Origin of the sequence: Streptomyces sp. TSRI0107, from assembly GCF_001905845.1 — a bacterium.
GTDB lineage: Bacteria > Actinomycetota > Actinomycetes > Streptomycetales > Streptomycetaceae > Streptomyces.
On record NZ_LIVZ01000002.1, the window covers coordinates 1 to 11,592 of the forward strand.

General features: G+C 72.2%; 12 protein-coding genes. 5 read left to right on the forward strand and 7 right to left on the reverse strand.

Going from position 1 to position 11,592, the window contains the following annotated elements:
• Nucleotides 1–49: 49 nt before the first annotated feature.
• Nucleotides 50–676: a dihydrofolate reductase family protein gene (locus AMK31_RS04195; protein ID WP_073939000.1), complete on the reverse strand. Its 627-nt coding sequence runs from the start codon at nucleotides 674–676 to the stop codon at nucleotides 50–52.
• A gap of 198 nt (nucleotides 677–874) precedes the next feature.
• Between AMK31_RS04195 and AMK31_RS04200 the strand changes: the two genes are divergently transcribed.
• A complete protein-coding gene (locus AMK31_RS04200) occupies nucleotides 875–1,618 on the forward strand; it encodes an SDR family NAD(P)-dependent oxidoreductase (protein ID WP_073939529.1) in 744 nt (247 codons plus the stop codon).
• A 79-nt stretch (nucleotides 1,619–1,697) separates the two neighbouring features.
• Here AMK31_RS04200 and alc read toward each other — a convergent pair whose 3' ends face one another.
• Nucleotides 1,698–2,813, reverse strand: coding sequence for an allantoicase (alc, locus tag AMK31_RS04205; protein WP_073939001.1), 1,116 nt, complete (start codon nucleotides 2,811–2,813; stop codon nucleotides 1,698–1,700).
• 53 nt (nucleotides 2,814–2,866) lie between these two features.
• Entirely contained in the window at nucleotides 2,867–4,204 is a 1,338-nt protein-coding gene (gene allB, locus AMK31_RS04210) for an allantoinase AllB (RefSeq protein ID WP_073939002.1), read from the reverse strand.
• Between the two features lie 281 nt (nucleotides 4,205–4,485).
• Between allB and AMK31_RS04215 the strand changes: the two genes are divergently transcribed.
• The gene (locus AMK31_RS04215; protein WP_073939003.1) at nucleotides 4,486–5,289 is read left to right on the forward strand and encodes an IclR family transcriptional regulator; all 804 of its coding nucleotides are present in this window, start codon (nucleotides 4,486–4,488) and stop codon (nucleotides 5,287–5,289) included.
• An 80-nt stretch (nucleotides 5,290–5,369) separates the two neighbouring features.
• On the opposite strand, the gene AMK31_RS04220 is transcribed toward AMK31_RS04215, so the two are convergent.
• The gene (locus tag AMK31_RS04220) at nucleotides 5,370–5,684 is read right to left on the reverse strand and encodes a DUF5955 family protein (RefSeq protein WP_073939004.1); all 315 of its coding nucleotides are present in this window, start codon (nucleotides 5,682–5,684) and stop codon (nucleotides 5,370–5,372) included.
• 202 nt (nucleotides 5,685–5,886) lie between these two features.
• Here AMK31_RS04220 and AMK31_RS04225 point away from each other — a divergent pair, with 202 nt between their 5' ends.
• The gene (locus AMK31_RS04225) at nucleotides 5,887–6,486 is read left to right on the forward strand and encodes a nucleotidyltransferase family protein (RefSeq protein WP_073939005.1); all 600 of its coding nucleotides are present in this window, start codon (nucleotides 5,887–5,889) and stop codon (nucleotides 6,484–6,486) included.
• Between the two features lie 220 nt (nucleotides 6,487–6,706).
• The gene (gene aceB, locus AMK31_RS04230; RefSeq protein WP_073939006.1) at nucleotides 6,707–8,329 is read left to right on the forward strand and encodes a malate synthase A; all 1,623 of its coding nucleotides are present in this window, start codon (nucleotides 6,707–6,709) and stop codon (nucleotides 8,327–8,329) included.
• A 13-nt stretch (nucleotides 8,330–8,342) separates the two neighbouring features.
• Here the strand turns inward: aceB and AMK31_RS04235 are convergent, their stop codons facing one another.
• Together AMK31_RS04235 and AMK31_RS04240 are read right to left on the reverse strand one after the other, a co-directional pair.
• Nucleotides 8,343–8,636 carry a SelT/SelW/SelH family protein gene (locus tag AMK31_RS04235; protein WP_073939007.1) on the reverse strand — a complete coding sequence of 98 codons (294 nt, stop codon included), beginning with the start codon at nucleotides 8,634–8,636 and terminating at the stop codon, nucleotides 8,343–8,345.
• A complete protein-coding gene (locus tag AMK31_RS04240; protein ID WP_073939008.1) occupies nucleotides 8,633–9,547 on the reverse strand; it encodes a HipA family kinase in 915 nt (304 codons plus the stop codon). The genes AMK31_RS04235 and AMK31_RS04240 overlap by 4 nt, the downstream gene beginning before the upstream one ends.
• A gap of 253 nt (nucleotides 9,548–9,800) precedes the next feature.
• Between AMK31_RS04240 and AMK31_RS04245 the strand changes: the two genes are divergently transcribed.
• On the forward strand, nucleotides 9,801–11,024 hold the full coding sequence (locus AMK31_RS04245; RefSeq protein WP_073939009.1) for a cytochrome P450 family protein: 1,224 nt from the start codon (nucleotides 9,801–9,803) through the stop codon (nucleotides 11,022–11,024).
• A 17-nt stretch (nucleotides 11,025–11,041) separates the two neighbouring features.
• Here the strand turns inward: AMK31_RS04245 and AMK31_RS04250 are convergent, their stop codons facing one another.
• Nucleotides 11,042–11,518, reverse strand: a complete 477-nt coding sequence (locus tag AMK31_RS04250; protein WP_073939010.1) for an RrF2 family transcriptional regulator — start codon at nucleotides 11,516–11,518, stop codon at nucleotides 11,042–11,044.
• Nucleotides 11,519–11,592: the final 74 nt, after the last annotated feature.

The window sequence follows — 11,592 nt, forward strand, 5'->3', positions numbered from 1 at the left end:
CAGGCCAATCGCCAATCAGCCGAGTGAACAACGCTCCAGGCCAATACACCTAGCCGTTCTCGGAGTCTCCGACGGTGCCGTACTCGGGCCGCCCCGCCACCTCGTACGACTGGATGGACACCCCGGCCCCGGTGACGCTGCCGGCGGTGCGCCGGAACGCGGTCGGGACGGTGCCTTCGGTGAAGAAGCGGCGGCCGGCGCCGAGGACGACCGGGAAGGTCAGCAGGTGGAGGGTGTCGACGAGGCCGAGGTCGAGGAGGGATCGTGCCAGCGCGCCGCTGCCGTGCAGCTGGAGTTCGCCGTCGGTGCGCTCCTTGAGCGCGCCGACCTCCTCGGCGAGGTCGCCGCGCAGCACGGTGGTGCCGGACCATCCGGGGTCGGTGAGCGTGCTGGAGGGGACGTACTTCGGCAGCCGGTTCAGGGGGCCGGCGACCGGGTCGTCGGGGTCGGTCACCTTCGGCCAGTACGCGGCGAAGATGTCGTAGGTGCGGCGGCCGAGCAGGAAGGCGCCGACGCGTCCGAAGACGTCGTCGACGAACCGTCCGAAGTCGTCGTCGACGTACGGGAAGACCCAGCCGCCCTGCTCGAAACCGTCGCGGGTGTCCTCCTGGGGGCCGCCCGGGGCCTGGTAGACGCCGTCGAGGGTGACGAAGACGGTGGAGACGAGCTTGCCCATGACGAGTGCCCTTCCTGGGAGTGCGCGGGTCTGCTGTCATCAGTGCAGACCCGCCGGACCGGCGCAACTCGTCGGTTCACCCGGCGTGCGGGGCTCCCGGTGGCCGAGGTCGACGTCCGTTCACCGCCGGTCTCCGGGGGCGGGAACGGCTGGAATGGCCGCATGAACTCCTCGAACACCATGAACACCGTGAATTCCATGAGCCCTGAGGCGCCCCTCGCCGGCAAGGTGGCTCTCGTGACCGGCGGCAGCCGCGGGATCGGCGCGGCGACGGTCCTGCGGCTCGCCCGGGAGGGCGCGGACGTCGCCCTCACCTACGTCAGCGGGAAGGAGGCCGCCGAGGACGTCGTACGGGCCGTGGAGGCGACGGGTCGCCGCGCGGTGGCGCTGCGGGCCGACTCCGCGGACGCCGAGGAGGCGGCGGGTGCGGTGGAACGCGCCGCGTCGGCGCTCGGCGGTCTGGACGTGCTGGTGAACAACGTGGGCGTCGGGCTGCTGGGCCCGCTGGACGGCATCACGCTCGCCGATGTGGACCGGGTGCTGGCGGTGAACGTGCGCGGGGTGTTCCTGGCCTCGCAGGCGGCCGCCGCGCGGATGGCCGAGGGCGGGCGGATCGTCACCATCGGCACCTGCATGACCCAGCGGGTGCCGGGCCCCGGCGGCACGCTCTACGCGATGAGCAAGGCCGCGCTGACCGGGCTGACCAAGGCGCTGGCCCGGGAACTGGGCCCGCGCGGGATCACGGCGAACATCGTCCACCCGGGCCCGATCGACACCGGCATGAACCCGGCGGACGGCCCGTACGCGGCCGGGCAGGCGGCGATGACCGCCCTGGGCCGCTTCGGGACCGCCGACGAGGTGGCGGCGACGGTGGCCCACCTGGCCGCCGCCTCGTACGTCACCGGGGCGGAGTTCTCGGTGGACGGCGGCCACGCGGCCTGAGGCCGCGGACCGGCTGAAACGCGGGGCGCGCCGGTGCTGTCCGGCCGGGGCGCCCCGCGGGTCGTGGGCGGGCGGTGGGTCAGCCGCCCAGTTCCTGGTGGCGGGCGGCCAGCCGCTGGGCGCCCTCCTCCGTCAGGGAGCCGAACAGGCGCAGGCGGGAGATGCCGCCGTCCGGGAAGATGTCGACGCGGGCGTGGGTGCCGACCGCGGGCTCCGGCAGGACGAAGCGGTGGTTGGTGTCGGGCTGGAGGCGGGTGCGGGGCAGGATCTCCCGCCAGTCGCCGTCCTCGCCGTCCTTGACGGACACCGAGGCCCAGCCCGCGCTGTTGCCCTTCAGGTAGGCCGTGTCGATCTCGATCGCGCGGATCCGGGACTGGGACACCAGCTGGTAGCGGATCCAGTCGTTGCCCTGGTCGCGGCGGCGGCGGGTCTCCCAGCCGTCGTCCATCTTGCGGGAGCGGCCCGGCTGGATGGTGTTGGTGGCGGGCGAGTAGAAGAGGTTGGAGGCGTCCTCGACCTGGCCGCCGTTCTCCAGCGCGACGACGTCGAAGGTGCCGAGGACTTCCAGCCACTTCGGGTCGGGTACGACCTCGCCGTACACGCGCAGGCGGGCGATGCCGCCGTCGGGGTGCTGGTTGACGCGGAGGTGGGTGAAGCGCTGCTCCGCCGAGACGGCGAAGCCGTTCGCCGCGTGGCCGCCCACCGGCGTGCGCGGGACGAGCGTCGTCCACTTCACGTCGTCGGCGAGCAGTTCCTCGGGGGACGGGGAGCCGGCCACCGACGCGCCCTCGACAGACACCGACTGCGGGTAGTTGCCGCGGAAGTGGGCGGTGTCGACGACGATGCCGCGGATCACGCCGGGCGCGCCGAGGCGGATCAGCGCCCAGTCGTGGTCCTCGGCCGCCGGCCAGGGGTGCTCGGCGGAGACGCCGCGGCGCCGCCGGGTCTCCCAGCCGTCCATCACCTTGCCCTTGTGGCCGAAGTGCTCGGGGTCGAACTCGGCGCGCTCGGGCACCAGCAGGTTCTCCCGCTGGGCGAAGAACTCGTCGTTGGCGGCGATGACACCGGCGCCGAGCTGCCGGTCGGCGAGGTTGGCGTACTGGGTGAAGGGCAGGTCTGCGGTGCGGTAGTCCGCGTACGGGTCACCGCCTCCGTAGGGGTTCGCGTCGCCGGTGAAGCTGGGTATCGCCGTCACGGTGATCAGTTCTTCCTTTCGGGAGTCGGCCGCCGGGTGCGGGCGGGCGGCGGTCAGGGGGTGCGGGTGAGCAGGTGCCCCCGGGGATCGGTGAATTCACCGTCGGCGTAGATCCGCTCGCCGCGCAGCCAGGTGGACTTCACGACGCCGCTGAGGGTGCGGCCGGCGTAGGCGGTGACGCGGTTGCGGTGCTGCAGGGCCGCCGGGTCGACGGTGAAGGTCTCGTCGGGCGCGAGGACCGCGAAGTCGGCGTCGCGGCCGGCCTCGATGGCGCCCTTGCGGTTCAGTCCGACCAGTTCCGAGGTCCGCGTGGACATCCAGCGGACGACGTCCTCCAGGCCGTGGCCGCGCCCCCGGGCCTCGGTCCAGACGGCGGCGAGGCTCAGCTGGAGGCCGGAGATGCCGCCCCACGCGGTGGCGAAGTCGTCGGTCTTCAGGTCGGCGGTGGACGGGGAGTGGTCGGTGACCACGCAGTCGATGACGCCGTCGGCGAGCGCCTGCCACAGCAGGTCCTGGTTGGCGGCCTCGCGGATGGGCGGGCAGCACTTGAACTCGCTGGCGCCGTCGGGGACTTCCTCGGCGGTCAGCGTCAGGTAGTGCGGGCAGGTCTCCACGGTGACGCGGACGCCCTCCTCGCGGGCGGCGGCGATCAGCGGCAGCGCGTCGCTGGAGGACAGGTGGAGGATGTGCACGCGCGCGTGGAGCCGCTTGGCCTGGGCGATGAGCGCGGCGATCGCGGTGTCCTCGGCGTCGCGCGGGCGGCTGGCGAGGAAGTGCGCGTACTTGGGGCCGCCCTGCTGCGGGGCCGCGTCGAGGTGGTGCGGGTCCTCGGCGTGCACGATCAGCAGGCCGCCGAATCCGGCGATCTCCGCCAGGGAGCGGGCCAGCTGTTCCTGGTCGAGGTGCGGGAACTCGTCGACGCCGGACGGCGACAGGAACGCCTTGAAGCCGTAGACGCCGGCCTCGTGCAGCGGGCGCAGGTCCTTGACGTTGTCGGGCAGGGCGCCGCCCCAGAAGCCGACGTCGATGTGCGCCTTGGCCGCCGCGACCTCCTGCTTGATGCGCAGGTGGTCGACCGTGGTGGTGGGCGGGAGGGAGTTGAGCGGCATGTCGACGAGGGTCGTGATGCCACCGGCGGCCGCCGCGCGGGTGGCGGTCCAGAAGCCCTCCCACTCGGTGCGGCCGGGGTCGTTCACGTGTACGTGGGTGTCGACGAGGCCGGGGAGGAGGACGTGGTCGCCGAGGTCCTCCAGGCGGGCGCCGTCCGGCACCGGGGCGTCGTACGGCAGTACGGCCGTGATGGTGCCCCGGGCGACCGCGACCGTCGCGGCGCGCGTTCCCTCGGGCGTGATGACGCGCGTCGAGCGCAGCACCAGTTCAGCGTCGGACACCCGGACCCCTCTCTTCGCCGCCGTGTCACTTCCGGGAAAACGGGCGTGACCGCCACGAAACAAACTTCAACACTCTGTTGAATCCGCTTCGGAGTCTTCACTCCCGCTCCCCCGCCGTCAAGGGGCACACTCTCCACGGTGCACCCTCGACGGCCGCTCTGGATGTTTCCACAAAGCGGAATTAGAATTCCAGCAAGCAGAACGTAGCTACGCACAAGCCAGGAGTCAACCGGCCGCCGGGTAGGCTTCTGACCTCCCGCCAGTCCCGAAAGGAACGCGCCGTGCCGACGTCCAGCGCCAGCACCACCGACTCCGCCAGGTCCGCCAACGGCGGTGGCGGTGTCCAGTCCCTCGAGCGCGCCTTCGATCTGCTGGAACGGATGGCGGACGCGGGCGGCGAGGTCGGGCTCAGCGAGCTCTCGGCCAGCAGCGGACTGCCGCTGCCCACCATCCACCGGCTGATGCGCACCCTGGTCGCCTGCGGCTACGTGCGCCAGCAGCCCAACCGCCGGTACGCGCTCGGTCCCCGTCTGATCCGCCTCGGCGAGTCCGCCTCCCGGCTGCTCGGCACCTGGGCGCGGCCCTACCTGGCCCGCCTGGTCGAGGAGACCGGCGAGACGGCGAACATGGCCCTGCTCGACGGCGACGAGATCGTCTACGTGGCCCAGGTGCCGTCCAAGCACTCGATGCGCATGTTCACCGAGGTCGGCCGGCGCGTCCTGCCGCACTCCACCGGCGTCGGCAAGGCGCTGCTCGCGAGCTTCCCGGACGACGAGGTGCGCGCCCTGCTGGCCCGCACGGGCATGCCCGCGGCCACCGACAAGACCATCACCACCGCCGACGGCTTCCTCGCGGCCCTGGACGACGTGCGCGAGCTCGGGTACGCGGTCGACGACAACGAGCAGGAGATCGGGGTCCGCTGCCTCGCGGTGTCGGTGCCCGACTCCCCCACCACCGCCGCGATCTCCATCTCGGGCCCGGCGGGCCGGGTCACCGAGGCGGCGACCGAGCGGATCGTGCCGGTGCTCCAGCAGGTGGCGCGGGAGCTGTCGGAGGCCCTGGCGAGCTCGACCGGCGCCGCCTGACCCTCCCTGCGGGACCTCACCCGAACAGCCGAACAGCCCCTGGCCGGGAAGGCCAGGGGCTGTTCTCGTATCGACCCGGATCAGTTCCGCGGCGGCGGCCCGAACAGCTCCACCGCGTGCCGTACGTCGGCCAGCGACCGCGACAGCGCGCTGACCGACCCGATCGCACCGGCGATCAGCAGCAGCGAGCGCCGTAACCGGGGGATCTCGGGCGTCCCGACGACGGTCATCGCGGCGAGCGCGGCGAGTTCGTCCTCGGCGACCGCCCGGTCCGGGAACTCGGCGGGGTGGGCGGCGAGCTGACGGCGCAGCCGGGACACCGCGCTCCGCAGTTCCGCCACTCTCGGGTCCTCGCCGCTGCCGGTCACCGGCCTCTGCCCCAAGCTCCGCAACACAGCTCTCCCCCCTGGCACACCCTTGTGCCCGTACCGTTCACTCCCCCTGTGCGCCCCCCGCACGAATCGGGCGCCGGGGATGTGCGGGTCAGTAAACGCCACCGGGTGCGCGAGCGCCACCACGAGGAGAGAAATTGAGTCCGCGAGGACGACCCGGTCGAGCCCTTGTCCGGTATGCGGGAGCGTCCGGTATGCAGGAGCCATGACTGACACCGAGGACCGGATCGCCGGGGTGCTGCTCGCGGCGGGCGGCGGACGCCGGCTCGGCGGACGCCCCAAGGCCCTGCTGGAACACCGGGGGCGGCCGCTGATCGAACACGCGCTGGGGGTGCTGCGGGCGGCCGGCTGCGCCCGCGTCCACGTGGTGCTGGGGGCGCGCGCCGACGCCGTACGGGAACGGGCCGAGCTGCCCGGATGCGTACTCGTGGAGAACCCGGAGTGGGAGCAAGGCATGGGCACCTCGCTGCGGGCCGGGCTCGCCTCGCTGGCCGGGACGCCGGCCCGCGCGGCGCTGGTGTCGCTGGTGGACCAGCCCGGCATAGGACCGGAGGCGGTGGCCCGGGTGCTCGCGGCGTACGAGGACGAGCACTCCCTGGTCTCGGCGGCGTACGCCGGGGTACGCGGACACCCTGTGCTGTTCGGGGCGGCGCACTGGGCGGGCATCGAGGAGGCGGCGACGGGGGACCAGGGCGCCCGCGGCTATCTGCGGGAGCACGCGGCCGAGATCCGCCTGGTGGAGTGCGGCGACGTCGCCCAGGCCTATGACATCGACACCGAGGCCGACCTGGTCCACCTTGAGTGAGCGGGGTGGCACCCGGCGACACCTTGCCTCGACTCAGAGAATCTCGACATCAACAAACCATTGAAGTTCCACAATGAGGAAACTAATATCCACTGACCAGAAGCACCCGACCTCCCCCACTCTCGGACACGCTCGAGCGGGGGGACCCCCATCGCGGGTGCGATTTCCCCCATTCGTGCCCCTTGGCACCCGGTGCCACCGCTGAAGGAAGTGACAGCTCATGTCCGCACCAGCGCCGTCCCCGCTGGCCATCGTCGACGCCGAGCCCCTGCCCCGGCAGGAGGAGGTCCTCACCGACGCGGCGCTCGCCTTCGTGGCCGAGCTGCACCGGCGGTTCACGCCGCGCCGCGACGAACTCCTCGCCCGCCGGGCCGAGCGCCGCGCCGAGATCGCCCGCACCTCCACGCTCGACTTCCTGCCGGAGACGGCCGCCATCCGCGCGGACGACTCCTGGACGGTGGCCCCCGCTCCGGCCGCGCTGAACGACCGCCGCGTCGAGATCACCGGCCCCACCGACCGCAAGATGACCATCAACGCCCTCAACTCGGGCGCGAAGGTCTGGCTCGCCGACTTCGAGGACGCCTCCGCACCCACCTGGGAGAACGTGGTCCTCGGCCAGCTCAACCTGATCGACGCCTACACCCGCAGCATCGACTTCACCGACGAGCGCACCGGCAAGTCGTACGCCCTGCGGCCGAACGAGGAGCTGGCGACCGTCGTCATGCGCCCGCGCGGCTGGCACCTGAACGAGCGTCACCTGGTCGTGGACGGCCGGCCGGTCCCCGGCGCCTTCGTCGACTTCGGCCTGTACTTCTTCCACAACGCCCAGCGCCTGCTCGACCTCGGCAAGGGCCCGTACTTCTACCTCCCGAAGACCGAGTCGCACCTGGAGGCCCGCCTCTGGAACGACGTGTTCGTCTTCGCGCAGGACTACGTCGGCATCCCGCAGGGCACCGTCCGCGCGACCGTGCTGATCGAGACGATCACGGCGGCGTACGAGATGGAGGAGATCCTCTACGAGCTGCGCGACCACGCCTCCGGGCTGAACGCGGGCCGCTGGGACTACCTCTTCTCCATCGTGAAGAACTTCCGGGACGGCGGCGAGAAGTTCGTCCTGCCGGACCGCAACGCGGTCACGATGACCGCCCCGTTCATGCGGGCCTACACCGAACTCCTGGTCCGCACCTGCCACAAGCGCGGCGCGCACGCCATCGGCGGCATGGCCGCGTTCATCCCGTCCCGCCGCGACGCCGAGGTCAACAAGGTCGCCTTCGAGAAGGTCCGCGCCGACAAGGACCGCGAGGCGGCCGACGGCTTCGACGGCTCCTGGGTCGCCCACCCCGACCTGGTGCCGATCGCCATGGAGTCCTTCGACAAGGTCCTCGGCGACAAGCCCAACCAGAAGGACCGGCTGCGCGAGGACGTGCACGTGGAGGCGGCCGACCTGATCGCCGTCGACTCCCTCGACGCCAAGCCGACGTACGCGGGCCTGGTCAACGCCGTCCAGGTCGGCGTGCGGTACATCGAGGCCTGGCTGCGCGGGCTCGGCGCGGTCGCGATCTTCAACCTGATGGAGGACGCCGCCACCGCGGAGATCTCCCGCTCGCAGATCTGGCAGTGGATCAACGCCGGGGTCGTCCTCGACAACGGCGAGCAGGTCACCGCCGACCTGGCGCGCAAGGTCGCCGCCGAGGAGCTGGCGAACATCCGCGCGGAGATCGGCGAGGAGGCGTTCGCCGCGGGCCACTGGCACCAGGCGCACGACCTGCTGCTGACGGTCGCCCTCGACGAGGACTACGCCGACTTCCTGACGCTGCCGGCGTACGAGCAGCTCAACGGCTGAGCCGCACGCGGACTCACGCGGGTTTCTCCGAGTGGCCCAGGGGTTTCCCCGGGGCCACTCGGTCGCGTACGGCCCGCTTCACCGCCGTCGGCTCGGGGAAGCCCTGCTCGCGGCGGTCCCAGACCACCTCGTCGTTCACCCGGACGACGAACACCCCGCCCGTGCCCGGCTTGAGGGCCAGTTCGGTCAGCTCGGCCTCGAAGGTCGTCAGCAGTTCCTGCGCCAGCCAGGCCGCGCGGGGCAGCCAGCGGCACTGGGTGCAGTACTCGATCTCCACGCGCCGTACGTCGCTCGTCGCGCCGCTCATCCCAGGTGCACCGACCAATCCTGTTCCGCCGCCGGCTTGCCGTGCAGGTCGGGCACCCGCTTCAGCCAGTCCGGGCGGCCCTGTTCCGTCCGCGCCGCGCGGCGCGCGTTCTCCTCCGCCAGCTGCTCCCGGCTCGGGAAGTCGGTGGGCAGCCAGGCGTCGCAGGACCGCACGCGCGCGTGGAGGTACGCCACATAGGCCTCGCGCACCTCTTCGGGGCCGCCGAAGCCGGGTTCGTCGGCCAGCCAGGCGTCCGGCACCTCGTCCGTGACGGCCCGCAGCAGCTCCCCGGTCACCTTGGGCCGCAGCTCGGCGTCGGCCGCGCGGACGTCCGGCCCGTACTGACCGAGGGCGTGGTGCCGGAAGTCGTACGCCTTCGTCGGGTCGGTGGTGCCCCAGCGGTGGTGGAAGACGAGCGCGGCACCGTGGTCGATCAGCCACAGGTGCGGCGGCGCCACCCCGAGCGTCGGCCAGACCATCAGGTTGGAGCTGTGGACCGTGCGGTCGACGTTCGCCGTCAGCGCGTCCAGCCAGACGATCCGCCCCGCCTCCAGCGGATCGACGTCGAAGACCTCCGCCAGCTCCGGCGTGAAGTCACGGGCACCCGGCAGATAGTCCATTCCGAGGTTGACGCCCGCGCTGGCCGCGTGCAGCTCGCGGACCTCCTGGTGCGGTTCGTGCGCGGCGATCGCCGGGTCGAAGCGGACCAGGACCAGCTCGGGGAAGCGCAGCCCCAGGGCGCGCGCCAGCTCACCCACGATCACCTCGGCGACCAGCGCCTTGCGGCCCTGCGCCGAGCCGGTGAACTTCACGACGTAGGAGCCCTGGTCGTCGGCCTCGACGATTCCGGGGACGGAGCCGCCGGAGTGCAGGGGCGCGACGTAACGGGTTGCGGTGACCTCTCTCAGCATGTCCTCAAGCCACCCGCCTCACCCAGCAGTCCCGTCGACGGCCGTCCGGCTGCTGCCTCCGGCCTCCGGCACACGAAGTGAGCATAGTAACCGGGGGTGATCGTCGGCGAGGAGCGCCGTCCTCGTTATGGCCGGTTGACGCCTTGTCCTCGTCGGGCGCCCCGACGAAGCATGGGCCCGCGGGTACGCCTGGCCCACCGCGTTCCGTGTACCGAGCGCGCTTCCGACCACACGCACCGAGGAGTCCGCGTTCGTGTCCGAGCAGCCGATCATCGTCCTCGACCCCGCCGGGTCCGACCGTCACGCCGAGCACCGGGCCCTGCGCGCCCAGGGGCCCGCGGCACGGGTCGACATCCTGGGCGTCCAGGCGTGGGCCGTCACCGACCCCGCCCTCCTCAAGCGCCTGCTGACCAGCCCCGACGTGTCCAAGGACGGCCGCGCGCACTGGCCCGCCTTCGCCGAGACCGTCACCCGCTGGCCGCTCGCGCTGTGGATCGCGGTGGAGAACATGTTCACCGCCTACGGCCCCGACCACCGCCGTCTGCGCCGCATGATCGCCCCCGCCTTCAGCGCCCGGCGCATCGCCGCCATGAAGGACGCCGTCGACTCCATGGTGACCGCCCTGCTCGACGAGCTGGCCGCGCTGCCCCCGGGGGAACCGGTGGACCTGCGGGCGCACCTGGCGTATCCGCTGCCCATCGCGGTGATCGGCCATCTGATGGGGGTGCCCGAGAGCCGGCGCGAGGCCTTCCGCGGCGTCGTCGACGGCGTCTTCGACACCACCCTCACCCCGGCCGAGGCGCAGGCCAACACCACCGCCCTGTACGAGCAGCTGGACCGGCTCGTCGCCGACAAGCGCCGCACGCCCGGTGACGACATGACGTCCCTGCTGATCGCCGCGCGGGACCACGAGACCGACGGGGCCAGCCTGACCGGGCAGGAACTGCGCGACACGCTGCTGCTGATGATCAGCGCCGGTTACGAGACCACCGTCAACGTCATCGACCAGAGCATCCACACCCTGCTGACCCGCCCCGACCAGCTGGAGCTGGTCCGCACCGGGGCCGTCGGCTGGCAGGACGTCGTCGAGGAGACCCTCCGTCACGAGCCGGCCGTCAAGCATCTGCCCCTGCGCTACGCCGTCAACGACATCGCCCTGCCCGACGGGCGGACCATCGCCCGCGGCGAAGCGATCCTCGCCTCCTACGCCGCCGCCAACCGCCACCCCGACTGGCACCGCGACCCCGACACCTTCGATGCCGCCCGCCCGGACCAGGACCACCTGGCCTTCGGGCACGGCATCCACTACTGCCTCGGCGCACCGCTGGCCCGGCTGGAGGTCGCCACGGTCCTGGAACGTCTCTTCGACCGTTTCCCGCACATCCGGCTCGCCGTGCCCGCCGCCGAGCTGCGGCCGGTGCACTCCCTCATCAGCAACGGCCACCAGACCCTCCCCGTCCACCTCCACCGCCCCTGACCGGCCGCCGGGGAGCGTCAGCCCCCGGTGAGCCAGGTGCCGATGCCCGGCAGCGCGTCCGGTCCGCTGTCGGTCTCCACCGAGGTGACGAGATCGGCGATGGTGACGCCGGCGAGCGAGGCCCGCCACGCGGCGTCCGCGGCGCCCATCGCGCGGGCGATGGGGCACGGCTTCACGCACTTCTCCGGCGGTGTCGCGAGGGGGCCGCGCTGACGGATCTCGGTGCAGACGAACGCCGGAGCGGCCCCGTCGACGGCCTGGACCACGTCCAGCAGCGTGATGTCGCTCGCCTTCCTGGTCAGCACGTATCCGCCGGTCTTGCCCTGCACGGACCGCACCAGGCCCGCCCGCGACAGTGCCTGCATCTGCTTGGCCAGATAGCTCGGCGACACGTCGTGCAACTGGGCCAGCCGGGCGGCCGGCACCGGTTCGCTCGCCGCCGTCAGGACCACACAGCAGTGCAGCGCCCATTCCACGCCACCCGACAGTTTCATTCCGCCGCCTCCCCGGTTGACCCGGATACAGAATATCCGAGTATCATCTCGGACATCAGGTATCCGAGTTTGCG

Coding starts and splice junctions, on each gene's coding strand:
- AMK31_RS04195 (WP_073939000.1), bottom strand. CDS start 676: ATGGGCAAGCTCGTCTCCACCGTCTTCGTCACCCTCGACGGCGTCTAC.
- AMK31_RS04200 (WP_073939529.1), top strand. CDS start 875: ATGAGCCCTGAGGCGCCCCTCGCCGGCAAGGTGGCTCTCGTGACCGGC.
- AMK31_RS04225 (WP_073939005.1), top strand. CDS start 5,887: ATGACTGACACCGAGGACCGGATCGCCGGGGTGCTGCTCGCGGCGGGC.
- aceB (WP_073939006.1), top strand. CDS start 6,707: ATGTCCGCACCAGCGCCGTCCCCGCTGGCCATCGTCGACGCCGAGCCC.
- AMK31_RS04235 (WP_073939007.1), bottom strand. CDS start 8,636: ATGAGCGGCGCGACGAGCGACGTACGGCGCGTGGAGATCGAGTACTGC.
- AMK31_RS04240 (WP_073939008.1), bottom strand. CDS start 9,547: ATGCTGAGAGAGGTCACCGCAACCCGTTACGTCGCGCCCCTGCACTCC.
- AMK31_RS04250 (WP_073939010.1), bottom strand. CDS start 11,518: ATGAAACTGTCGGGTGGCGTGGAATGGGCGCTGCACTGCTGTGTGGTC.